Annotated in this window: 19 protein-coding genes and 4 pseudogenes; 4 read left to right on the forward strand and 19 right to left on the reverse strand. The window is 34.2% G+C overall.

The window, feature by feature from the left end; translation table 11 throughout:
- Positions 1-136: 136 nt before the first annotated feature.
- From AZF08_RS22625 to AZF08_RS22670, 10 genes are all read right to left on the reverse strand, one after another.
- Positions 137-1,573, reverse strand: a complete 1,437-nt coding sequence (locus AZF08_RS22625; RefSeq protein ID WP_033676706.1) for a GntP family permease — start codon at positions 1,571-1,573, stop codon at positions 137-139.
- A 140-nt stretch (positions 1,574-1,713) separates the two neighbouring features.
- Complete coding sequence (locus tag AZF08_RS22630; protein WP_033676744.1) at positions 1,714-2,505, reverse strand: enoyl-CoA hydratase; 792 nt, start codon at positions 2,503-2,505, stop codon at positions 1,714-1,716.
- A gap of 96 nt (positions 2,506-2,601) precedes the next feature.
- Positions 2,602-4,206 carry an ATP-dependent acyl-CoA ligase gene (locus AZF08_RS22635; RefSeq protein WP_033676704.1) on the reverse strand — a complete coding sequence of 535 codons (1,605 nt, stop codon included), beginning with the start codon at positions 4,204-4,206 and terminating at the stop codon, positions 2,602-2,604.
- A gap of 260 nt (positions 4,207-4,466) precedes the next feature.
- Positions 4,467-6,203, reverse strand: coding sequence for a sigma-54-dependent Fis family transcriptional regulator (locus tag AZF08_RS22640; protein WP_033676703.1), 1,737 nt, complete (start codon positions 6,201-6,203; stop codon positions 4,467-4,469).
- A gap of 131 nt (positions 6,204-6,334) precedes the next feature.
- On the reverse strand, positions 6,335-6,661 hold the full coding sequence (locus tag AZF08_RS22645) for a nucleoside triphosphate pyrophosphohydrolase (protein ID WP_033676701.1): 327 nt from the start codon (positions 6,659-6,661) through the stop codon (positions 6,335-6,337).
- Positions 6,662-6,934: 273 nt separating this feature from the next.
- The gene (locus AZF08_RS22650) at positions 6,935-7,468 is read right to left on the reverse strand and encodes a GNAT family N-acetyltransferase (protein WP_033676699.1); all 534 of its coding nucleotides are present in this window, start codon (positions 7,466-7,468) and stop codon (positions 6,935-6,937) included.
- 236 nt (positions 7,469-7,704) lie between these two features.
- Positions 7,705-7,917 carry a DUF6366 family protein gene (locus AZF08_RS22655; RefSeq protein WP_033676697.1) on the reverse strand — a complete coding sequence of 71 codons (213 nt, stop codon included), beginning with the start codon at positions 7,915-7,917 and terminating at the stop codon, positions 7,705-7,707.
- A gap of 370 nt (positions 7,918-8,287) precedes the next feature.
- Positions 8,288-9,010 (reverse strand): MerR family transcriptional regulator, encoded by a 723-nt coding sequence (locus AZF08_RS22660; protein WP_033676695.1) that lies wholly within the window; start codon positions 9,008-9,010, stop codon positions 8,288-8,290.
- A gap of 120 nt (positions 9,011-9,130) precedes the next feature.
- Positions 9,131-9,337, reverse strand: coding sequence for a hypothetical protein (locus tag AZF08_RS22665; RefSeq protein WP_033676692.1), 207 nt, complete (start codon positions 9,335-9,337; stop codon positions 9,131-9,133).
- Positions 9,338-9,676 carry a DUF4870 domain-containing protein gene (locus AZF08_RS22670; protein WP_033676690.1) on the reverse strand — a complete coding sequence of 113 codons (339 nt, stop codon included), beginning with the start codon at positions 9,674-9,676 and terminating at the stop codon, positions 9,338-9,340.
- Between the two features lie 149 nt (positions 9,677-9,825).
- Here AZF08_RS22670 and AZF08_RS29205 point away from each other — a divergent pair.
- Positions 9,826-9,939 (forward strand): annotated as a pseudogene (locus AZF08_RS29205) (YflJ family protein); the annotation flags it as partial.
- A gap of 490 nt (positions 9,940-10,429) precedes the next feature.
- Here the strand turns inward: AZF08_RS29205 and AZF08_RS30195 are convergent.
- Positions 10,430-10,875 (reverse strand): annotated as a pseudogene (locus tag AZF08_RS30195) (IS3-like element ISBt2 family transposase); the annotation flags it as partial.
- A 229-nt stretch (positions 10,876-11,104) separates the two neighbouring features.
- On the reverse strand, positions 11,105-11,716 hold the full coding sequence (locus AZF08_RS22685) for a hypothetical protein (RefSeq protein ID WP_033676686.1): 612 nt from the start codon (positions 11,714-11,716) through the stop codon (positions 11,105-11,107).
- 512 nt (positions 11,717-12,228) lie between these two features.
- On the opposite strand from AZF08_RS22685, the pseudogene AZF08_RS22690 reads away from it, so the two are divergent.
- Positions 12,229-12,662: pseudogene (locus AZF08_RS22690) on the forward strand (DDE-type integrase/transposase/recombinase); the annotation flags it as partial.
- A gap of 190 nt (positions 12,663-12,852) precedes the next feature.
- Here AZF08_RS22690 and AZF08_RS22695 read toward each other — a convergent pair.
- The 6 genes and pseudogenes from AZF08_RS22695 to AZF08_RS22725 all read right to left on the reverse strand — a co-directional run bounded on the left by AZF08_RS22695 (position 12,853) and on the right by AZF08_RS22725 (position 20,147).
- On the reverse strand, positions 12,853-14,118 hold the full coding sequence (locus tag AZF08_RS22695) for an LlaJI family restriction endonuclease (protein ID WP_033676683.1): 1,266 nt from the start codon (positions 14,116-14,118) through the stop codon (positions 12,853-12,855).
- Between the two features lie 18 nt (positions 14,119-14,136).
- Positions 14,137-15,936, reverse strand: coding sequence for an McrB family protein (locus AZF08_RS22700; protein WP_051725865.1), 1,800 nt, complete (start codon positions 15,934-15,936; stop codon positions 14,137-14,139).
- Positions 15,937-15,977: 41 nt separating this feature from the next.
- Positions 15,978-17,070, reverse strand: a pseudogene (locus AZF08_RS22705) (IS3 family transposase).
- A 482-nt stretch (positions 17,071-17,552) separates the two neighbouring features.
- The gene (locus tag AZF08_RS22715; protein ID WP_200875233.1) at positions 17,553-19,019 is read right to left on the reverse strand and encodes a DNA cytosine methyltransferase; all 1,467 of its coding nucleotides are present in this window, start codon (positions 19,017-19,019) and stop codon (positions 17,553-17,555) included.
- Entirely contained in the window at positions 18,988-19,968 is a 981-nt protein-coding gene (locus AZF08_RS22720; RefSeq protein ID WP_033676680.1) for a DNA cytosine methyltransferase, read from the reverse strand. The genes AZF08_RS22715 and AZF08_RS22720 overlap by 32 nt, the downstream gene beginning before the upstream one ends.
- Positions 19,965-20,147: a hypothetical protein gene (locus AZF08_RS22725; protein ID WP_051725864.1), complete on the reverse strand. Its 183-nt coding sequence runs from the start codon at positions 20,145-20,147 to the stop codon at positions 19,965-19,967. The genes AZF08_RS22720 and AZF08_RS22725 overlap by 4 nt, the downstream gene beginning before the upstream one ends.
- A 170-nt stretch (positions 20,148-20,317) precedes the next feature.
- Here AZF08_RS22725 and AZF08_RS22730 point away from each other — a divergent pair, with 170 nt between their 5' ends.
- Both AZF08_RS22730 and AZF08_RS22735 read left to right on the forward strand, forming a co-directional pair.
- Positions 20,318-21,856 carry an AAA family ATPase gene (locus AZF08_RS22730; RefSeq protein WP_051725862.1) on the forward strand — a complete coding sequence of 513 codons (1,539 nt, stop codon included), beginning with the start codon at positions 20,318-20,320 and terminating at the stop codon, positions 21,854-21,856.
- Positions 21,849-23,108: an LlaJI family restriction endonuclease gene (locus tag AZF08_RS22735; protein ID WP_161486804.1), complete on the forward strand. Its 1,260-nt coding sequence runs from the start codon at positions 21,849-21,851 to the stop codon at positions 23,106-23,108. Before AZF08_RS22730 ends, AZF08_RS22735 begins: the two co-directional genes overlap by 8 nt.
- A gap of 154 nt (positions 23,109-23,262) precedes the next feature.
- Here the strand turns inward: AZF08_RS22735 and AZF08_RS22740 are convergent, their stop codons facing one another.
- Positions 23,263-24,462 (reverse strand): TerD family protein, encoded by a 1,200-nt coding sequence (locus AZF08_RS22740; protein ID WP_033676675.1) that lies wholly within the window; start codon positions 24,460-24,462, stop codon positions 23,263-23,265.
- Positions 24,463-24,575: the final 113 nt, after the last annotated feature.

Genomic DNA, 24,575 nt, shown 5'->3' on the forward strand with positions numbered 1-24,575 from the left:
GGAAGGGATTGTAAGGGGCTTAGGAGGGGTTCTTTTCATAGGTACATGGTCGCATATTTCTAAAAGATGGCATTGAAAACATACAAACAAGCCATCGTTTCATAAAATGATGGCTTGTTTGCAATTATATATACGCTTATACAATAGAAAACATCAAATACACGCCAACAACGAAGAAAACAGCAGCCGTCTTAATTAAAGTAATACCAAAAATCTCTTTATAAGCTTCCCGGTGCGTTAATCCTGTAACTGCAAGTAAAGTGATAACTGCTCCGTTATGAGGAAGAGTATCCATGCCTCCCGCTGCCATTGCAATTACACGATGCAGCACATCTAATGGAATACCAAAGTTCGCTGCTGCTTCAATATATTGTTCTGCCATTAAACCTAATGTAATACTCATTCCGCCTGATCCTGATCCCGTTAGCCCACATAATATATTCGTCATGACTGCTCCGCTGATTAAAGGATTTGAAAATGTCCCAGTCAAATAATTTTGAATCATAACAAAGCCAGGTAGAGCCGCTATAACAGCACCAAATCCATACTCCGCCGCAGTGTTCATCGCAGCTAAGATTGAACCACTTACGCCCACGCTTGTAATAGATTGAAAATGTTCTTTTACCGCTTGGAAGTTTAATAATATACCGCTCAATATACCGATAAGAAGTGCCAGTTCTACTGACCAAATACCCACGACTTGTCCCATATCAATTGCTCCGTACTCCTTCAAACCGATGGATGCAAAATCAAATCCCTTTGTATACCAAACGGGAATAAATTCTGTAAAGACTTTATTCATTACTCCAACTAGTACAAGTGGAAGAAAAGCCATCCAGTAACTAGCTGGAATGACATCGCTTGAAACCATCGGCGTCGGTGCCGCTTGCGCGCTAGTTGTAGCGGCCATTTCAGAAGTGGCACCGCCTTTTCCAAAATACCCCTCCCCTTTAGCCGCTGCCTTCTTTCTACACCTTTCCAAATACAGCATGCCGCATGTAAAAATAAACAATGCTCCGATGATTCCTAATGTGGGAGCTGCATAAATATCTGTTTTAAAGAAAGTAGTTGGAATAACATTTTGGATTTGAGGCGATCCGGGAAGAGAATCCATAGAAAACGTGAATGCACTGAATGCAATTGTCGCGGGAATGAGACGTTTCGGAATATCCGCTTCGCGAAATAATTGCGCCGCAAATGGATAAATCGCAAATACTGCGACAAATAAACTTACACCGCTGTATGTAAGAATCGCTCCCATCAACACGATGGAAAGAATCGCTCTTTTCACGCCTATAAAACGGACGATGATTTTTGCGATTTTCTCTGCTACACCAGTGATTTCAACCACTTTACCGAATATCGCTCCAAGCAAGAATACAGGAAAATATAATTTTATGAATCCGACCATCTTCGCCATGAAAACATTGGAAAAGAACGGCAAAACGTGTTCCGGCTCAGTCAAAAACACAGCCAGTAAAGCACATAACGGAGCGAATAAAATGACCGAGAACCCCCGGTAAGCCACAAATATAAGCAAGCCGAGCGATAACAACACAATCAATAAATCCATAACCGCAATCCCCCTCAATAAAATGGATTCTCTTAAATTCGCTTTATATTCTTCTATGCTTGCATATATTGTTAGGATGCCTGCCAGAGGCAGACATCCTATTATGTAGTTCCTTGTTACTGATTTATAGTCACGCCTTTTTATTTATGATGAAAAAGCGGGCTTCTCTTTTCTATAAAAGCCTCCACCCCCTCTTTTACATCACTCGTTTGAAATACACGGCCAAAATTTTGAGCTTCTACTTTCAGCCCTTCCTCAAGAGAAAGAGATAACCCCTTATTAATAGATTGCTTCATCAAAGATAAAGCAGGAAGGGAAAATCGAGCCATCTTCCCAGCCAGTTCCTTTGCCTTATTCAGTGCTTCACCACGCGGAACAACATGATTCACCAAACCAACTCGCCAAGCTTCTTCGGCAGTGAGCGGTTCACCAGTGAACATCATTTCTTTTGCTCTTGCAGTTCCTATTAAGCGAGGCAAACGCTGCGTTCCTCCCGCGCCTGGGAACAAGCCTAGCTTTACTTCTGGAAGCCCGATTTTGGTATGTTCTTCTATAATCCGTAAATCACATGATAAGGCTAACTCACACCCGCCCCCAAGCGCTAATCCGTTAATCGCAGCGATTACAGGCTTTGGCAGTCTTTCTATTTTATTTAATGGCTTCTGAAGCCACAATGATTTTTCCTCTGCATATTCACTTCCTTTTCCAATCCATTCCGGAAATGACTTGATGTCCCCTCCTGCAACGAAAGCTTTTTCTCCAGCGCCTGTTAGGAGGACAACAATTACTTCATCATCTCGTTCAATTTCATCGACCACCGCCGTCAGCTCTTCAATCACAGCATAACTCAGTACATTCACAGGAGGATTATCAATGATAATAGTCGCGATTCCTTTTTCTTTAGACCATGAAACAACTCGCTTATTTTCCAATGCAATCCCTTCTTTCCAACATGTAATGAGACAAACATTTCCTAGTACAGCAAAAAACATCTTACTACCCATTAGCACAGGATCAAATCATCGTCTTCAACTCATTCTTTTAATTACATACCCGGCCTGCTCGCGATCCCAAGCAGTACCGATTCCTTCCTCCTTCAGCTTGAACTTCTGAATCCGTTCCGTGGCGGTTTTTGGGAAAGATTCGCTGAACTGAATGTATCGCGGTACCATAAAGTAAGCCATACGTTCTTGACACCAATCTATAATCTCTTCATGGGACATAATTTCACTTTGCTTCAAAATCACATATAATTTGACATCCTCTTCTCCTACTTCTGACGGGACGCCAATAGCAGCTGATTCAAGCACCTTCGGATGATTATTCACGACCTTTTCGATTTCCCAAGAAGAGATGTTTTCTCCACGTCTCCTAATACACTGTTTAATTCGATCGCAAAAGTATAAGTAGCCTTCCTCATCTTGATAACCGCGATCTCCCGTATGGAACCATCCCCCCTCCATCGCTTCTTCTGTTTTATCCGGCATTTTATAGTAGCCTTCCATGAATGTTTGCGCCTGTAAGGAACGAATGAAAATCTCTCCGATTTCACCAGTCCGTACTTCATTTCCTTCCTCATTCACAATCTTCGTCTCGACGTAGGAATATGGTTTTCCGATAGAAGGTGGCTTATTAGCGTTTAATGGATTCGTTACACAAAACCCCGTCGTTTCCGTTAATCCGTAACCTTCCACAATCCGAACGCCAAACCTCTCCTCAAACGGCTTCCAAAATTCCTTAGGCGTAGCGGCACAAACCGTCACCCTTGCAGGATTTTCATAATCGGTTTCCTTCTCCGGCTGCTTACAGAGAATCGGAATCATAGACCCTAATGAGTTGAAAATGGTTGCGCCATGCCCTCGAATCTCATCCCAAAAATGAGAAGCACTAAACCTCTTTCCAAGAGCAATCGTCGCATTGGAAGAAATAGCCCCGAGTACTGTATGAGCTTGAGCATTAATATGAAATAACGGCAGCGCTGTAAATAAAATATCTTGCGAATTCGCGCCGACCATATAAGTAGCGAATGACTGGGCAGAATTTACATAGGCAGAATGACTTAACATGACCCCTTTAGGCAATCCTGTCGTTCCAGAGGTGTAAAGGATACTGTTAATAGAAGAAGAGGAAACAACTTCAGTTGGAAGGTGATGATCATTTGTATTCAATACATCTTTCAATCCGATTACCGGCCGTTCTTTACCATCATCCATAATGATTACGCTTTTATTATTGCCGTAGACAACAATCCCAATTTCCCTTTTTATAAATGGTAAACAAGAAGCAATTTGAGAAACAAATTCCTTATCAACGATCATTAGCTTACAATCGGAGTGGGATAAAATATACTGCAGACCTTCTCCCTTTAAATGCACATTAAGAGGCACTGCAATTGCTCCCATAAAAGATAAAGCAAACCATACATCCAGATATTCAGGGGTGTTATGAAGCATAATACAAACCTTGTCACCTTTTTGGATACCGAGTTCACAAAATCCCGCTGCAGCCTTTGTAATCCGATGATAGAGCTCCTCATACGTAACCCTTTGTTCTTCAAATTGTAAATACACCTTATCAGGCGACTTTTCAATACTTTGCATAATAAAATACGGCAAACTATGATTCTCCAGCACTAGATTCCATCCCCCTCCTGCTAAAACCCTTTTTATTTATATAGCAAGAAACATGCCAACGCTTGACTCATTCCCTATTCCCTTATTCCTTCAGGGACATGCCCCGAGTCTCCCTTACATGTACACCCTCACATGTCGCATTTGTGCTACAAATGATAGCGATCATGTCGCATATATAAGAAAGTGTCGCAAAAACGCGACAGCATGTATTACTGCAAACCAAACAAAAAAAGGGCCTATTTGCCCTTTACATGCCTTCATCATATTCCGTATCTTTCTATTTTTCGATATAAGCTGGCCCGGTGAATCCCCAAAAGCTCGGCTGCCTCTTTTATATTTCCAGCTGTTTTTTCCAAAGCTCTCATAATCGCCCGTTTTTCAGCGGATTTCACTTCCATCTGCAGTGAATAACTCATCTCATTCTCCTCTTGACCCACCGCAAATATTTCATGATCTAACTCTTCTTCCAAATCTTTTTTCCGCAAATAGACAGGAAGGTGATGCACTTGAATGATTGTTCCTTCCACAACATTCATCGCCCGTTCCAGCACATTCTCCAGTTCCCTAATATTCCCCGGCCAATCATGCTCCATGAATATATCACTTACTCTCTCATCCAATGAAAGAACGCTACTACCAAGCTCCCCATTCAATTTCTGAATTAAAAATTCCGTTATATGTATCATATCTTCCTTTCTCTCTCGTAACGGAGGAATATCAATCGCAAACACATTCAACCTATAATATAAATCCTCTCTAAATTCCCCTCTTTGTACCATTTCACGGAGGTTTCGATGTGTCGCCGCAATGAAACGGACATCAATCTTTTGAATTTTCGTACCACCAATTCTTTCAATCTCTTTCTCTTGCAGCACACGAAGCAACTTCACCTGCATGTCCAAAGACATATCACCGATCTCATCTAAAAACAACGTTCCCTTATGGGCCAACTCAATCTTCCCAGGCTTACCGCCTTTTTTCGCTCCTGTAAAAGCCCCCTCTTCGTATCCGAACAATTCAGCCTCCAAAAGATCCCTCGGAATCGCAGCACAATTCAAACGAATAAATGAACCCCTAGCACGCGGACTCGCACGATGAACCGCATGCGCAAAGAGCTCCTTCCCTGTACCGCTCTCTCCTCTTATCAAAACGGTAGACCGACTTTTAGAAACCTTCAAGGCCATCGTTTTCACTTCTTTCATTTTCGCACTCTCTCCTATAATACTTTGAAAGGACAACCTACCTTCTTGCAACCGCTGTAATTCAGTTTGATAGTAAGATAACTTTGATTCCATTGCACAAATCTGATCTCCCAAAGCTTTAAACTGCTGGATATCATGAAACATGATTTTACCGATGGCACCAACAATCTTACCTTCCTTAACAATAGGTATGCGAGTTGCAATAATATTCTGATTATTTATATGCTGAATATGTCCAATTTCCACCTGCCCCGTCTTCACGATAATATGCATCCTCGTATTCTCGACAACCTCCGTACAATGCTTCCCAATCGCTTCCTTCGGATCATCAATTCCTAAAAACCGCGCATAAGCACCACTTAAAAAATTGACAATCCCTTGCTCATTTACCCCTAGAATACACTCCGACAGTAAATTCAAAGCATTTTCATACCGACTAATGATCGTTTCCAAAGACTGCACACTCTTTTCATTGCTTTCTAGAATGACAATCAATCCGTCTTCTTTCTCGCCCTGATATACAGAGAATTCATTCACAGTGAATACTTGGTTACCAATCTTACACTCGTACTTATGCAAACTATCATTTTGATTCACTACTAGCTTTTTATGATTAGGAATAATCATCGATATGTGCTTACCTATTATTTCGTTTTCTGTTTTGTTTAACATGCTGCAGAATGATTGATTGCTGAACGTGATCGTTCCATCATGACTTGTAAAAGCAATTCCATTATTCATTACCTGAAGAGCCTGGCTCGTTAACTGCAAATTTCCCACTTCATCCATATGCATTTGGAAGCCTCCCTATCAAATCGTGCTCTTTCTCGCATGTAATTTATATCCATTTTACAACACCTTGTGAAATACTTGAAACTTCTAAAACTATTTAAAGCCAATATATGCTTTCAAGGTTAAGCTGACCTTTAGTCATCATGTACCTCAACTAAAAAGATTCGCTCCTGAAAACCACCACGCTTTTCCGCTTTTTGTTTCCGTACTTTTTCCACATTCTCTAACGTTACACCTTCATACTGTGCTAGTGCGTTTACAAGTTCTAATAAATCAGCTAGTTCCTCAATCTTATGTTCTTTACTTTCTGCTTCTACATACTCCGTTAGTTCTTCTCCTATTTTCTTGCCTATTTCTTCTATGTATTCTTGTTCATCTAGTATTCTTGTTATTGGTGTTTTTCCGTTATGCTCGATTATTTCTGGGATGTGGTCGCGTACTAGTTTGTTGTAGGTTGGCATCGTGATTCCTCCAGTATTTTGGTTTCCCTTCAATTATAATATCTATATGCACATTCTCAAAAACTATAAAGGCACCTTATCAAATTTATGTGGTGTAGCTTTGAAATAATGCTATTAACCTCGATAAATGAACAAAAGAAAAGAGCGCGTTTCGAAAAAGATTAATCAAAACATGCTCTTCTTGTTTTAAATTGAATGACTTATTAATAAAAGAGTTTGATAGTTTTGCGATTCCTTATTCAAGCACCAATTAGTTAAAGAAGATTTGTAAGTTTATTCTTGCCATTCGTTTTCCAAAATACTGTATAGCAAGGAATCCCTCCAACCACCTTTTATTAACAAGTTCTCACGAATCCTTCCTTCTTTAGTCATTCCGACCTTTTCTAATACTTTTGATGAACCTATATTTCTAGGATCACAAGTAGCATATATCCTATGAAGTTTAAGTTCGGAAAAGCCAAAATCAATCAATAGATTAGCAACATCTGTAGCTAATCCCTTTCCCCAATAATCCGGATTAACAATATAGCCAATTTCTCCATTTTTATTTGTAAAATCTCTAATATTTAACTCCCCAGCTCCAACCACACTCTCCATATCCTTGTGAACAATTGCAAATACATATCTTGTTCTTGGTTCTTGAGAAGCATCTTTAATCACTTGCTTAACAAAGTCCTTTGAATCCTCTACTTTATTAGGTCCCCAAGGTTGATATTCACAAACTTTATCTTGTGAAGCATATTTATGAACATCAATCCAATCATTATTTGTGAGTTCTCTTAATAACAGTCTTTCGTTTAATAGAATAAATTTAGTGTGTTCGATTGTAGTCCCCTCCCTTTTGATTTTTCAATATTATATCCTAACTCAACTATAGAAAAAAACGAAAATCACCACTAGTTTTCGGCTCATCTTTTTATAAATGTAGTGTAGTGCTTTCCAAGAGGAAAATAAAAAATCCCTCTGTATGTCAGTGCTCCAAAATCCTTTTAAGAGTTACTGTCCAAGGACACACCCGCATTATGTTAAGGAGCCTTTCACCTCTAACTGAAAATGTAATTGTATATAATATAGCCTAAAATTAACACTAAAATTAATATACCTGTACCTTTCCAACCCATACCACCTACTAAATCAACTAAATTACCATTTTCGGATCTCTTTAATCCATCATTCAGAGAACCTGTAGGGTTATTTTTTAATTCATTTTGTCTTAAGCGTTCTCTTTTTTCTTCTGGTGTTTCTTTTGAACCCATGTAATTACCTCCAAAACCAACTCACCTTTTACTTAATTATACAAATTTAGGGTTTATTTCATATCCCCTTAATGATCAAACTTTTTTACAAAGCTACATTTGTCTAGATAGCTGATTATTTTTATTTAATTTATAATCGCTTGTTTAGTTAATTATTCTTATTCTCTAAGGTTCTCGATGCTTCGCATCTGCGGATACGCCTCCCGCTATGGGCTTCGTCCTCCTCCAAAACCAATCAAATCCTTGTACATAATTCCCCTGTTTATATTCTTTCACGTATAGTATGTAGTCTTTTATTTTTAACTAATTTATTGTTAAAAGATTATAGAAACATCGTGACTCTATTTTAAAATTACATATGGCTTGTTAACTACATATTCTTCATCGCTTCCTTCAAATACTGCTCTTCTTCCCTCGTCAAAAGAGCAGGAAATTCGGTTAATGGAATATCATCTTGTTTCACAACATTTTTAAAATCATCTTGCGGTACACCAGTACTTTGAATGATTTCTTCTATTAATTTAGAAAGCTGTTTGGTAACAACTTGAACCTCTGGGTGCTTTGGATCCTTCTTTTCTTTCTTATATCTCTTTAACTGCTTGATTAAGCGCATGAACTGTTGATTTGATTTCAATTTCAGCTCTTGATCATCGATATCTTGTATCCCTCGTTCTTCTAACCACTCTCTGTTTTCCTTCTCCCATATGAATGTTTGTAAGAAAGAACAAAATAAAGGTACATCTACCGTTTCTTCTTTCTGCAATACCGCTGCCATTTCATCCATATGTGTGAGTACCTTCGTAATTCTTTCTTGTTCCGCCAATAACAACTCTTTTTGAAAATGGATCCGCTCCATAAAATTCTCCTTAGGGATATCATTCTGTAAAATGATGTTTTGAACTTCCCCTAGTGAAAATCCAAGATGCTTCAACGCTTGGATTTGTTGCAATACATATAAATCATCCTTCGTATATAAACGGTGCCCACCCTCTGTATAATCGCTTGGTTTTAATAGATTAATTTTGTCATAATAACGAAGTGTTCGTACTGTCACATCACCTATACTCGCGAACTCGCTAATTGTCCAGGACATGTTTTCACCTGCTTTTCATTTTTTCGTTTATAATTCAAATCTTTACATAACATTTCTTTTCGTAATTGTGTACTGAAGCATATCAGAAACAATCGCCGATATCCCTTTCTTTCCCTTCATTTACATACCTAACTGGAATAGACATACTACAAGCAATAAAGAATTGAATTTTTTTCGAGTTGAGTTTTCGTAGCTATCGTATTCCTCAAAATAATAATCTAAATTATTTTGTTTTCTTTTCTTGATCCAAAAATAAATACCTATAAGTAAAGCTAACATGCCAATGACAATTTTATTCCGCATTGTCTCCATTTCTTTATTCATCACCTATTCTCCTCCCACAGCATATTTGTCTTCTTTAAATAACGGAATGCGAATGAAGTAACGGTATGGGTGATTACAAATGACTTTCCATGCAATGCTGACAACTTGAATCACTTCAAAGGCAAATACAATCCAGAACAAAACTCTACTGATACGTGAACTAACATTAAATAGAAGAAATATCAGCAAATGAAAATTAAATACTTTTCGGCAATGGTATTTGTACGCTTCATTTTTACGTGCCACCGTTATGTACATAAACAATGGTGAAAAAATCCCTAAAACAGCTGATAGCAACAACATGATGACGATATTTCTTTTTTCTCTTGCAGTGTTTTTCATTGGAACTCCCCTTTCGGTTTGTCTTCTTTTTTATCGTAGGGGGTGACGTTGGGGGAAGTTCAAGGGGGATTGTTAAATTTCTTTTGGATAAATGAAAGTTGTGACTTTTGAAACATATACTGTTTAAAAGCAAAAAGGAAGTGATCCCTATGTATTATGGATCAAAGGGATGGTATGTAGCGGAGCTTAAAAAATCTGGAATTCGTTATCATGAAGGACGGAAGTTAGAGAGTTATCGGGGGCATAGTTTGAGGGGTTTGTTGTGGGAGAAGCTGGGGGGAGAGAAAAAGAAGTATGTCTCTTACGTTGGCAACATAAAAGACAGCAATCCAAATATTCCAATCTCCTATGTACCAAAAAATTCAATACTCCCAACAGTCGCCAAATTCTTGTTGGACTATTTTTATAATGAATTAATATTTTATCTAAAACATGATGAACTGACTATTCCCTCATTTAATTACGAGAGATATCTTTTATATAAGTACACTCTTTAAGCATTTAAGATATCGAACCTCTAATATTGCAAAATACTACATAATATTGTTTGAAGATATTGAGATACTATATAGTTGATGTTAATAGATAAAAATTACCTGTATTTCTCACAGTTCTAGTTTATTCAAGAATGAAACACATGAAAATTATTACAATAATGGTTATGTAAAAACTTATCAAGTATCGTATTATTATTTTCTTTTTCTACTAATATCGTATTTAAATTCTCTATATTGTCGTACACCTCTGTTTAAATCGGTATCCATAACGTAGTTTATGACATAGATGCACTTTCTTAATTTTCTTCTCAATTTCGTTTCCAAGAACTTTCGCTTTTGGTAACCAACAATAAAACGTTGAACGTGGAAATTCTAACACTACGCATAGTTCCTTTACTGTCATTTCAGTTCTTAATTCCTTCCATAACTTAGCGATAATACTTGGTTTTAACCCCTTTCGATTTCCAGGTACTTTCCCAAAACAAGTAGTTTAGCCTTCAAGTGTTTATTCTCTAATCGTAGCTGTTCTATTTCACTCAGCTCTTTAGGCCCTTCCCCATAGGGATATTGTTTTCCCGCAGGCTGTTGGAAACGATATATTTGATCCATGCGATACCATTTCATCACCCTTTTAATTTGACTTACATTTTTAACACTTAATTTCTCCATAATCGTTCGATTGGAATAACCTTCTTTCTTCATTTCGATTACTTTCCAATTTACTTCTTCTGGATAATGTAATGAAAAACACCTCTTTAATTCACAGTTTTATTATGCGAATTAAAGAGGTATTTTGTTCAAGTTCCACTAATTGGGTTCACTTTAATAGTCAAGGAGCTTTCTTAATGAAATGGAGTAAGAAATTCCTTTTTATCATACAAGTTTATCATTATTTATGATGTGGCTCACCTCGTTGTATTTAAGTGAGGTTTTAAGATTTTACTAAGTAGTAAAAGTAACTCTTCCAAGTATGATTAATAGAAAGATTCCTACTTAAAGATCCGTCTTTTCCGTTTTCACCAAGTACAATATTACCTTTAACGTAATCGAACCTTTCATATTCAACATTATAATTTGGAATACCACAAGGCAGAAATGTTTCAATTTTTAAAGCTTCACCATTCTTTAAAACACCGTATTCGTTTACCAATTTTCCATTTTTGTCTTTTTCAAAATCATATTCATAAAACTTAATTTTTCTAATCGGCTCAGAAGATACAAAATAAATTGATTCTTCGAGGTTATCACCTAACTCTAACGTATCTATTATTCTATACTTTTCAATATCACTTTTATAAGAAACTTCCACAACTTCTTTTAAAGTAAATTCCGTCTTTTTAATTGCAAACAACTTACCAATAATATAAGCAATGAAAACAACTATGGTAGTTATCGATGACATAAAACCTATTATTGCTACTAAATTTAATTCTTTAAATTCATTTTTAAGTTTATCTACTATGGATTCCAAGCCTATATTACCAAGTAAGTAACCTAGCAAAAATACTGATAAAATTATTAGTACATTTATAATACTTTTCATGTAATCATCCCCCTAAAAATACACCTCTCATATAATATAGTTTAACTATACAACATAAAAGGTGCTTTTGCCTCGTCCCATCTTAATGGTTCTTTTCATAATAGACAATCAAGTGCTTTGAGTTAGTAATTGTTTAGTTTTATAAGTATCTTTAAGTTTTTTCAATAGGAATGTCTTATGACGATGGTATGATAGCCTACACGCATATTAACAAGCATAACACTTAAACCAACCAACTTGTGCAATCTCTTAAGTTTATTCTTCCTGCTATGTTTATACTCTCTACCCTGTAAAATATCATTGTGACACTTTTTCATACTTTTGTATAAGAATTCATGTTTCTTTTTTCTTACAACATCATTGATATAGTTTTACTAAAAAATAAAGTCTGACCCTTTACAAAGAATCAGACCTCCCAAAATATTTATTTCTAAAGATTTTCTAATCGAGATTTAATACTCTTCCAGTGATTTTTCACTTGAGTTTCCATAAGGTTAATTGAATTTGATTCTTCATCAAAAACAACTGTAAAAGAGCGTACAAATCTACTAGAACGGGACTTTTCTACAATGACAATTAATAAAAAATGGGTATCAGATATCACCTATATTCACACGCAAAAAGATGGCTGGTGTTACCTGGCATCTTTGATGGATTTGTATTCTAAGAAAATTATTGGATATTCATTTTCACGAAATATGGCAACGAGTCTAGTAGTAAAAGTACTAAAAAACGCTTACTATGTTCAAAAAACATCAGAATGTCCCATTCTTGCTGGCTTAGGAACACAATATACAAGTCAAGAATTCCAAACCTTACTCGCGAGTTATAAAATCAAGCACTATTTCAATACATTGAAGGATGGTATAATTCCAAGAAGATTCATAGTAGTATTGATTACACAACTTCCCAAGCAATAGAAGATCTGGCTAACAAAGTAGCTTAGATTTAACTTTCCTGTACCCAAAATATTGACTCAATTCCATGAATGCTACTGACGATAATGAAAATAATTACGTTAAATATAGAATATATTGTTTTATTTCTTTTTAAAACCTTTACAATATTGCTTTTTATAATCTAAAAAACTTTCGAAAGACGACTATAAAGACTATAAATATATTAAAGGACGAAATTTATTCGTCCCTTTTTCTATCATCTAAATAATCTAGTAATTCCTGTTTAACGTTACCTTTTTCATTCTGTACATACCAATACATTGCATAGAATGCATTTAAATTAAATGAATAAATTTCACCAAATTCACTCTCTTTCCTGTTTACAGAAGATGTACCATGTTTTAGAAGATTTGTTTTCCTATCCCCATCTGGTGACGGGAACACGAAAACATTGTATATTTTTTTAAATTTAGAATCATCTATAGACTTAGCATAAAACAATTGTTTTACAATATCCTTCCATCCCGGCAAATTGTTTATGCCATCATAGGATCGATAATACTTAGCATCTATAATATATAGATTATTTAAATTATCTTCTGTTAATATATCTGGTATCTGTTCTGTCTCATGAATTTCACTATTAACCTTCCAATATGGTTTAGGGAGTAAATATTTAAGGTTTGCATTATCCTCAAACAATTGTTTACATATAACTTCCCAAATGTATTGATAATATTTTGTATATAGTAATTGAAAATCACTCTTCCCTGTTGCTTTTAATTTATTATTAATATAATTTAACAGCATTTTATATAGATTTATTTCTTTTTGATTGAAAGTAACTCTTAAAGCATTATTAAGAATAAATCTCATTCGTTCATAAGTATATTGATTATCTAGAAGATTAGAGGAATGTTTAATTTTAAAATTTAATAGCCATCCATACTCTTCTTCAATATCTTTTAAAATAAGATATTGAACAGTAGTTATTTCATTATTTAGGCTTCTCAAAGATTTTATACTTATTGTATCTAAGTATAAAACCTTACCATTAATAATATAAGGAGTAGTTTCTTTGATAGTTTTACTCCAATTTATTTTCGCATCACCATTAAATTCCTTCTTTTTGAATTCTCTTTTAATTAATCCATACTTTTTATAATCTTCAACTATCCAATTAATTAATGATAGGAAGCTATTATCTTCATTATTTTCTCCAAAATTAATATGGAATTTTTGTATAGATTTTTTATTATACTTTAATAGAGCTTTAAACAGTATTTGTGCAACGAAATAATTTTGACTAGTATCATTACTTTTAAATATACCTTTAGGGAAAATTACAAAAACATTTTGTTGACTAACTAAAAACCCTGTAATTTTAAACTTTATATAATCATTTTCTTCCTCGCATAATCCTTGCTTAAAAAAATAATTTGGAATTTTCACAGATACTTTTTCTGGTTTTAATTCTGTGAAAAAATATACTTTATTCTCCATTATTAAGAGTGCCTTTCCTTACAAATTATCCGGTGGACTTGATTGATTATCTTGTTCAGAATTATTTTGATTTACACTTGTATCAGTATGTGTATCATCTTCATCATTTGCTGCTTGTACTTGTTGTAACTCCCCATTATCTTCATCTGTACTATTTAGATCTGCTTCACTATTCGTATCCTGTTCAGGCTCAGTTTCTGTATCAACTTCAGTACCGTTATTATTCCTATTTAGATCGTCAACTAATTGTGTAGTTAATGTTTCGTGTAAGGCCTCTACAAATATTGCTTCTCCATCTTCAAAAGCTTTACATAATAGAGAGAACTGTCGATAATCTTTTTTAAATAAAGAATTTCTGTCTATTCTCGCAATATCATCCCATAGATATATAAATAACTTTTTGTAATAATCATATTGTTCTTCTTTGTCAAACCATCTCTCTGCTTCTTCCCTTCTTAGAAAGTACGGACCAATCAGTCTATCTTCATTGACTTGTAAATACTGATTTTCAGATAAATATGTATTTAAAGTTGTAATAAAGTTTTTAGCAGAAATAAACTTATTATTATATTTAAAATATATAGAATCATGCCATTCATCAAATTCAATTGGTACGTATTGAATATTCCATCTCCTTTTAAAAGCTGTATCCATCTGGAATACTCCTTGATCTGCACTGTTCATTGTTGCAATTAAATTTAGGTTAGGCGGTAGCTTTATCTCTTCTAATTGAATGTGTAATAGACTTTCATTAATATAATTAAGTATTTCTTCATTTTCGATTCCATAATCGCTAAAGCCTTCTATATTCCTGTCTAATATTTGAAATACATCACCAAATACAGCTGCTGTATTTGCACGGTTTATTTCTTCAATTATTAACGTGTATATTTTAGAAGGATTTGAATACGCTAACTGAAGAATTTTTGTAAAAGGTCCGGGTGTAAACGTATATTTAACTCCATCTGTAGGATCATTTACAGGTCTTAAACTACCAATAAATTCATTGTAAGTATATTCTGGATGGAATGTTACACGTTTTGATTCTGTTGAACCTTCAAAATTTTCCTTTATCCAATTACTTTTACCAGTTCCTGGGGAACCTAAAACTATTAGATTCTTTGCTCCTGTGCTTTGAAAATATGTAGAAGGAACAGGTGTATTAGATGAAATATTATATAATCCCCTACCTAGATTTTTAGCATCACCCAAAGGTTGAGGTATAAATAATAATAAGTATCTAAATGATGATTTGTATTTCAGTAAAATCATATAATCATTTTCAAATTGTGTGGATTTTAATTCCATAAAAAATTGTCTTTGACTAAGGTCATGAATAAATTCTTTACTAGCAAACATTAAACGAGATCCTGATGTTTCTTTTGCAGATAACTGTAATACCATTGATCCACCTAATGAGTATTCATTTTTTAAGACATCAACTTTTGATGTATCATAATATCCAGTCGGAATATTTTTTAACATTAGATGGATAGTTATGAAAGGTATTGTAACAGGAATAGTTAAAGCATAATTCATATTTTCAATATTACTTAGTAAAGGTGGTAAAATTCCAAATGTTGATTTAGGTAAAAAGAAATGCGTAACCCCATTACCGTTTGTTAAAGTAGGATCAACTCTTGAACACAATGAATTATTTAATACCCCTGTATGATCATCATGTGAGTTTCTTCTTAATACTTCAGTTTTCGCTATTTTTTTTACTACAATAGCATCGTAATCACTTACTTTTAAATCTAACGAGAAACCTTCGTCTCTATAAATCGTATTAACTTCGTCTAAGATATTTTTTAACATTATTTCACCTCTAATAGTCATTTTGGTATGTCAACACGAAACTAGACAATTTTTTTAAGGTGTTCCTGCCTGTACTGAACAGGGCTCAAATAGCCTAGTGTTCCATGGATTCTAATATTGTTAAACCAGTTTACGTAGTCGTTCAATTCTAAGGTCAATTCTTCTAAACTTGCGAAATGACGACCGCGAACGAATTCTGTTTTAAATATTTTGTAAGTTGCTTCCGCTACTGCATTATCGTATGGACAGCCTTTTGCACTTAATGAACGCTTGATTTGGAAGGTCTCTAACGTGTCATGAATCAGCTTGTTTTTGAATTCATTTCCTCGGTCTGTATGAAATAAGGTAATCTGATTCAAATTTGTTTTCACCGTTGCGAAACAAGCTCGGCATCTTTCTTTTGGCCTGCACTATGTCCTATGATTTCTCGATTAAAGAGATCAACTAATAAACATACGTAATTCCACTTTTTGTTCACACGGACGTATGTTAAATCACTTACGACTACAGCCAGTTCTTCTTTCTGGTTGAACTGACGATCGAGTTCGTTTGAAATTTTTTCTTCATTACAGCTAACTCTCTTCGGCTTAAATTGTGCAATCGTATAGTTAGATACTAAACCTTGGTTCTGCATGATTCGTCCAATAAGGCGACGTGAAATCACATATCCTAACTTCTTTAATTCCACTTTTATCTTTCGTGTTCCATAGTTCTGACGGCTCTCGCGGAAGATTTCTTTTACGAGTGGTGACAATTCATCTACTGTATCTTGTGCTTGTTTTTCCTCATAATAATACGTTGCTCTTGATAATTGTAGGACATTGCACATTGCTGATATCGAGTATTTATGTAGGTTATTCTTCACTACTTTTACTTTCGTCCTAGTATCAGCGCCGCTTGCTTTAAAATATCAATTTCCATAAGAAGCTGTTTGTTTTGTTTTCTCAACGCTTCCAATTCTAGCTGTTCAGCGGTCTTATTATCTTTCTCTTTAACGAGCCAGACGTATGATTTTGATTGATCCACCGATCCAATGATGATGTCTTTCCTTGGTTTACCATTTTGATACAGTTGAACCATTTGGTGCTTTAATTCCGCTGTAAAGGTTCTTCGTTCTCTTTTCTTTTTCGTCATAGTAGATTCTCCTCAAGTATATTGGTTGTAGTCTACTTGACCTTAATTTTTTGTCTAGTTCAGTGTAACCTATCCATTTTCCAGATTGGGTCTGCAGAAATTGTATAGTAAAATTTTCCTTATGTCTATAAAAATGACTATAAAATTAAACATGTGAAACCATCGATCTATCAACATCTATCCTAAATTAAACTAATTAAAAATTGACAGTATACAGACTCGACAAATTAGAGGGCGCTTGTTTGATCCCAGTTAGGACTATTAGTACAAGAATTGTGTCAAATCAATGGTCGATAATAAAAAATTCTAGAATTAAACGAATAACAGGGACTAATTTTATTAATTGTAACACCAAGAAATCTCGTCCTCATCTTTTCAGTAGTAATATTAGAATTTTTATGTAGGGAAACACTTTGTTTGGGTGTACAAAAAAGCAGCAAATTAAATTGCTGCTTTTTCATATTATACTTATAAAATTTATATTAATTTTCATGTATATATTTTAATAAAGCATTGGCAATTCCTCTACTCATAAGTGGTGGAACTGAATTACCAATCTGCATATAAGTTTTTGTAAAAGAGCCCTTAAAAAAATAATCATCCGGAAAAGATTGAACTCTAGCAGCTTCCCTAGGTGTTAATCCCCTAGCTTGCGTCGGATGAATATACATATTGCAATCAAATTTCATATGTGCTGTAATCGTTTTACACAATTCTTTATACACCAATTTAAAATACTTATCTTTAAAAATATGATTCCTATTTTTATAAGGCATAATATCAGCTATTTTAGGATCATCAGATTTATCTCCTTGATGCATACGTCCAAAAATTTCAATATCCCTATCATTATTATAACGGGCTTTATGATTAAAAATTATATTGCTGTCTTTCTCATTAATCAAAGATAAGTATTCATTTTTTTGATAATTAGGATGTACAGCAACTTTCATACCACTTTCCTCTGTATCTAAATCCGTTGCATTTTTAATTCGCAAAGCTTCTAGTTTAGGAAGATCACTTATCGCATCTTCAAGAACAAATCTTTTTGATGAGAAATTATTTTCAATGTTAATTTCATCAAAAATAGAAGCATTATGAACTCCTAACCTATTCCCAATAAAAATCAACCTTTTTCTATTTTGAGGAACTCCAAAGTCAGCAGAATTTAGTATTTTATAATGCACATCATAACCAATAGAAGCAAAATCTTCTACAACTTGTGCTGCTACTGAAAGCATTCCAGTTACATTTTCCATTACGAAAAATTTTGGTTGTATATTCCCTACAACTTTTACAAAGCTTTTATATAATTTATTACGCGGATCATCAATTAGTCTTTGGCGGTTGGCAGTACTAAACCCTTGACAAGGTGGTCCACCTATTACTACATCTACTTCCTTAAATCTCAATTTACATTGTATCTCATCAATAATATTATTGATATCATCCTCATAAATAAACTCGTTTGGAATTTCTGGATGATTAAAGGAATATGTCTCTATGCAAGCTGGTTCAATGTCATTTGCAAACGCAATTTTAAACCCCACCTGCTTAAACCCTAAAGACATTCCTCCTGCACCACAAAATAAATCAACTAGTATAGGTTTTTCAGCTATTTCTTCCTCTTTCATCAAATTTGATCTACAATATTCACAATACTTATATACTGAGCATTGCTGATCTTTATTATGGTTAATTTTGCTTATCAATGAAAAGAATTCATTAGAACTAACATTCAAACTATCTTCAACAAAAACCAACAATGGATTAAATTCACTTCTATTTTCAATTATTCCTAATTCCAACAGGATATTAATAACTTCTGCTTCCCTCAAGTTACTTGGATTGGATTTTGTTTTTTCCAAAACACCGATCAATTCTTTTAATTCAGTAATAAACGCTTTTTTTAATTTATTATTGGTAATTTCCATGAACTTGTAATTCATTAATATCACCTACTTGTCCATTAATTGTGTTCAATATTTGCATTGCGAGGTGATATCCTACATTAACAGTTACAGCATTTCCAAACTGTTTATAAGCTTGACTATCAGAAACCACTATTTCATAGCTTGGATTTTCTGGGAAACCTTGTAAGCGAGCACATTCCCTCGGAGTAAGCCGTCTAATTTTCGTTTTCCCAGCCTCTTCTGCTAGTTGACTAGGCTGTGTCACATAATTATCTTGACTAGCTCTATGCATTTTTGCCATAGTTGCACATAAAGGACGAGCAACACTTAAATCAATTTCAGCTTTTGCTTTATAAGTCTTTGTTCCTTCTGCAAGTATAGTTGGCAATATCTTATGAGATAAATAATATTTACTTGGTACATTTTGTTCTAGAACATCTTGTAATGTTTTAACTAGAGGAATTGGTTGAGGAAATTCAAATTGTACATTTAAATCTTCTCTAAAACAGACAATAAAAATACGATTACGCGTTTGAGGAACCCCATAATCAGCACTATTTAATACTTGAGCATGAATATTATAGCCAGCTTCTTGTAACCTTTCTGTTATTACCGCATAAGTTCTGCCATTATCATGTGTCGTTAAAGTTCTAACGTTTTCTAAAACAACAATTTTCGGTCTGTGATGTAAAATAATTTGTTCAATATTAAAAAACAAAGTTCCCCTTGTATCATTAAATCCTTGTTGTTGTCCCATCATGCTAAATGGTTGGCAAGGAAACCCACCTATTAGCAGATCATGACTAGGTATCTCTGTTACCTCTATGTCATTTAAATCCCCATGAACAATATGTCTTCCAATGTTATGTTCATATGATTGAACAGCAAATTTATCAAAATCATTAGCCCAAATTACATTAAATCCCGCTTGTATAAAGCCTAAATCTAATCCTCCACAACCACTAAATAAAGACACCACATTCATTCGATTTCACCTCTCCTATGAATATAATCAATTATCCAATCCCTAATTACAATCGATGCATACTCATTATTGTTATGAAGCATATTCATAAATTCTTCTTTTAATTGAGGTTCAATCGTTACTTCTATCTTTGCAGTTTTCTTTTTCCCTTTCGGTCTTCCTACAGATTTATCACTCAAATTGATTACTCCCCTAAAAATCGAAAATACGTTCTTATATTAACACATTTACATCAGGGTGTAAATTTATAAAAACATAAAAAAATTGTAGAAATATCACAAAAAATGCAGCCTATTATGATATTTTATTTATAGTGACTTTACAAATTCCGATACAATTGGAGGAAAACATGAGTATTACATTTAACGAAGGACTACAACATTTAGAAGGATTCATACAACAAACGATTCCAGCCTTATCTCATAGAATCAAATTATCAGAGGATATATACGAAGGAATTTTCATAAAGAAATTAGCCAAAAGCAATACTTTAACAGGAAATAGCGGAAAACAAAAACACATTGCTCTAAGTAACGAAAAAGAAATCAATTTTTTCCCTTATCTTGATAATTATGTACAAATGATTGTTCAAAATGAATATCCAACAGAAGCATTTAAAAGAAGATATGGCGTTAAAATTAACATCCGATTGTTTAAAGAGAATTTAGAATATATTGACGGGAAAGAACATAAAGATTCTCATTGCTTTACTACTCACTATCTAAGTCGTGGAGGCAATCAATCCGAGTTAGGATCAATGAGTACTGATTCTGAAGAATTTACAAATTTCAGACATTTATTAGCTGAAGGTGATACTTTGGTATTCCTTAAACATAAAGAAAGCTTTAGTTATGACACTTTACTCATCAAAGATTCAGACTCCTCTAGTTTAATATCAATATTTGATAAGATTTTTATTGAATACTCTGCTTTTAGGGCAACGAGAAACCGTTCTAGCCTCGTCGAATCCTCTATGATAGTTATAGAGGACAGCGAAACAAAATCCTACGGTAAAGCGATTAATTTAATTGTATACGGTGCTCCAGGGACTGGAAAAAGCCACTACTTAAAAACAAAGTATGGAGAGGGTTGTCCACGTGTCACATTTCATCCAGAATACACTTATCAGGATTTTGTAGGATGTCTAAAACCCAAAAATGAGAATGATAAAGTAACTTATAAGTTCTCACCTGGTCCTTTTGCAAAAATTTTAAAAGAAGCATATCAAGATTTAGGTAATGGCTCAAAAACTTTAATCATTGAGGAAATTAACAGAGCTAACACTGCTGCAGTATTTGGAGACCTATTCCAATTGTTAGACAGAAATGGCGAGGGAATCAGTGAATACAGTATTGAAAATGATGACTTACTTACATATTTGAATGAAGATACCAATTTAGACCTAAAAAACATCAAGATTCCTAATAACTTAAATATCGTTGCTACTATGAATAGTGCAGACCAAGGGGTCTTTTTAATGGACTCCGCTTTCAAACGCAGATGGAAATTCAAATATATTCCTATTATATTTGATGAAAATGATGATATTTGCACAACAGAACTTAGCTATGCAGGAAAAACATTTACTTGGAAACAGTTTATTGAACCAATAAACCTACAACTGGCTAAATTAAAAGTAAATGAAGATAAACATATTGGCCCCTATTTTATGAAAAAAGAAGAAATTGAAGATAGAGAAGTATTTGCATCAAAATTGCTAATGTATCTTTGGGATGATGTACTGAGGCACCAAAGAGATAAAATATTTAGACAGGACCAATACCTTATATTTTCTCAGCTACTGACAGGTTTCATAAATAACGAAAATGTTTTCAAAAAAGAAATCTTTAACCTAACTACAGAACCGACGACTGATGCAGATGAGTGAGCCTAAATTTTTTGTAGAATATGAATGGAGTAACCTATGTACACAAATCCCCAAAAAATTCTATGAGCTAGGCCTATGCGAAAAACTTAAAAATCAAATAAGGTTTAAATTTGTTGGTTTTGGCACTGATAAAGACAACCTCTTTATAGTATTCCCTAAAGGTTTTCAACTATCTAAAGATATTAATGTTAATAAGCAAAAAGCTAAATTATTATTAAAGACTTTAATTAAATATGAAAAATCCACACTTGAAAATCACCTTCTTGGTGACGGTAATGATGTGATAGCAGAAGCTTTCTCTAGCATAGCTCGGCTTGTCGAAGATTACCAAAACTTCGGAATTATTAAATTTCAAAAGAAAAAACAAGAAATTAACGGCAAAGGGCGCATAAATTGGGGAAAGACAATGAAACAGACTCAACCTTACATACAAGGAGACTTTCCCCTATACTTAGATTTGATAACTAGCAGAACTCAAATTTTTTCTGAACATGAAATTTCTTATATTCATGAATATGTGCTTCATCAGATTTCCTTACAATTCGGATGGTTATTTGATTTTAAATTCTATCCAAATAACATGGAAGAGTTATTTAACATAGAACATATGATTCACATATTGACAAATGCACTTAGTCAAACTTTTGTAGAAAGAGAAATTCAGCTTTTTCAAGAATTAATCAGCTACTTAAAAAAAATCAGCCAAGAAGATTCAAGTGCACTTTCAATATATGCCACACCATATTTCCATAACATTTGGGAACTAATGTGTGCTCAAATATTCGAAGATGATGCGTCGCTTCATAGGCTTGTACCTAATCCATACTGGATAGTAGATAATAGGGAATATGAAACAAAACAAATACCTGATATACTTTTCAAAAAAAATCATGAACTATATGTATTAGACGCAAAATACTACAGAATTAAAGAGGGCTTAGGTAAATTACCAGGATGGAAAGATATTGTTAAACAATTATTTTATGCTCAATCATTTAAAAATAATGGATTTGCAGAAAATAGTAATACCTTCCAAGATATCCATAACATATTTTTATTTCCTTCCACCTGTGCAGAAACAATTAGACATTTCGGTTTCTCCGCTGTAAAAGGATTAGAAGATAAACATACAGGTTTTGGAAAGATATTCGCTTTTGAAATAGATGTCGAGTTTGCTTTAAACACTTATGTATATGAAAATGAAACTGGTCTGCAAGATAAGCTAATAAATAACATAGTCAAGCTCAGCTAAAGTTCTCAGTAGAATACATTAAGGGGTAGCATTCTTAATGCCATCCCTTAATGTTTAAAAATCATTTATAGGTTTCTCCTCATCATTTTATAAATTCAAACTATCACAAAAGAAAAAATCATACGCTTACTGTATGATTTTTTCTTCTTGCACTTTATCCTTTATAGTACTTCTCATACCCCTCTTCACTCTTAAACTCAACCGGCCCAACATCCATAAGAAATCCCCCATCCTCATATAACAGTGGTGAAGCCTCAGAATGATCTTGAGAATAACTTTCCACGTGAGAGATTTTCATTTCGTTTTGATTTGTAAAGTCAATATGGGCAATACATACCCAGTAAGCATTGTCGTTTATTTCCAATAAAGGAGCTGTTATGACATTTCCCATGTGGTTATCTACAACCGCTTTTGCCCTCATAGAATAGAAGCTACCTATTCCGTTTTCGACGGCACTATATGCAGCAAATAAAACATACTTTAGCGCTTCTGGTCGATAAATACGAATCGTTTCTTTACCTGGCTCTTGTGCATCTCCATCAATTACAATATACGGCGACGCATTAGATGAACCTAAATTTCTATAATAAATCTTCCCTATTTCTCCAGCCTTTGTCACATAGAAACAATATAGATCGAGATCCTTATTTGTTTCCCATTCAAGAGTCGCTGTCACCATCTTAGATTTTTGTATATTAATAGATTGTTTTTTCTTTAATTCAACCTTCATAGGTGCTTGTATCGGTGTTGGAGTAGGAATTGTTTTTTTCTCTATAGGAGGAGGTACTTGCTCTTCATCATCAGTAACCTCTATCCCGAAATTTTCACATAGCGCTGCTAATCCGCCAAAGTATCCCGATCCAATCGGATTGAATTTCCATTCTCCTGCATGTCGATACAATTCTCCTACAATAATGGCACTTTCATCTGTGAAGGAGGAGATAATAGGAAAATTTGCGATTTCTACTTTCGTTTGTTCATTTTTAATTCCCAATTGAAAGTGAGTAACATCTCGGAAGAAATGTTTCTTTTCCTCTGCGTGATGAATTGTAATTGAAAACACAATTTTTTGGACTTCATTTTTCATACGAGTAAGATCTAGCAAAAACTCTTGTTTATTCCCACCTGAAGCATCTTCATTTAATTTGATTGATTGGCAGCTAGAATATGGTTGTCCATAGAATACAAAGTCTTCTTCTTTTGTAATTTTCCCATTCATCCCTACTAGGAAAGCAGACGCATCTACTTCCATATTCACCGGAGCATTCCAATCTAATCCGACTAGTAAATTACCCACTCCCGGATGAGCCTTTGTAATATCTGTCTTTTGTCCCCTTACTAAAGTATGTGTCATCATCATTCTCCCTTCTTACAAATTTCATATTTTTCTACACAATTTGATTATACCCTTGTTTTTCCAATTTCAGAGTATAAATATCAAGGTAATAATTTTTTAAAAAATCTATA

This window comes from Bacillus gaemokensis (assembly GCF_001590835.1).
Lineage (GTDB): Bacteria > Bacillota > Bacilli > Bacillales > Bacillaceae_G > Bacillus_A > Bacillus_A gaemokensis.

Bases quoted from the DNA above. Each gene is read 5' to 3' on its own strand.
- AZF08_RS22625 (WP_033676706.1), bottom strand. From the start codon at position 1,573: ATGGATTTATTGATTGTGTTGTTATCGCTCGGCTTGCTTATATTTGTG.
- AZF08_RS22640 (WP_033676703.1), bottom strand. From the start codon at position 6,203: ATGCATATGGATGAAGTGGGAAATTTGCAGTTAACGAGCCAGGCTCTT.
- AZF08_RS22645 (WP_033676701.1), bottom strand. From the start codon at position 6,661: ATGCCAACCTACAACAAACTAGTACGCGACCACATCCCAGAAATAATC.
- AZF08_RS22655 (WP_033676697.1), bottom strand. From the start codon at position 7,917: ATGGGTTCAAAAGAAACACCAGAAGAAAAAAGAGAACGCTTAAGACAA.
- AZF08_RS22660 (WP_033676695.1), bottom strand. From the start codon at position 9,010: ATGTCCTGGACAATTAGCGAGTTCGCGAGTATAGGTGATGTGACAGTA.
- AZF08_RS22670 (WP_033676690.1), bottom strand. From the start codon at position 9,676: ATGAAAAACACTGCAAGAGAAAAAAGAAATATCGTCATCATGTTGTTG.
- AZF08_RS22685 (WP_033676686.1), bottom strand. From the start codon at position 11,716: ATGAAAAGTATTATAAATGTACTAATAATTTTATCAGTATTTTTGCTA.
- AZF08_RS22695 (WP_033676683.1), bottom strand. From the start codon at position 14,118: ATGGAGAATAAAGTATATTTTTTCACAGAATTAAAACCAGAAAAAGTA.
- AZF08_RS22700 (WP_051725865.1), bottom strand. From the start codon at position 15,936: ATGTTAAAAAATATCTTAGACGAAGTTAATACGATTTATAGAGACGAA.
- AZF08_RS22715 (WP_200875233.1), bottom strand. From the start codon at position 19,019: ATGAATTACAAGTTCATGGAAATTACCAATAATAAATTAAAAAAAGCG.
- AZF08_RS22720 (WP_033676680.1), bottom strand. From the start codon at position 19,968: ATGAATGTGGTGTCTTTATTTAGTGGTTGTGGAGGATTAGATTTAGGC.
- AZF08_RS22730 (WP_051725862.1), top strand. From the start codon at position 20,318: ATGAGTATTACATTTAACGAAGGACTACAACATTTAGAAGGATTCATA.
- AZF08_RS22735 (WP_161486804.1), top strand. From the start codon at position 21,849: ATGAGTGAGCCTAAATTTTTTGTAGAATATGAATGGAGTAACCTATGT.
- AZF08_RS22740 (WP_033676675.1), bottom strand. From the start codon at position 24,462: ATGACACATACTTTAGTAAGGGGACAAAAGACAGATATTACAAAGGCT.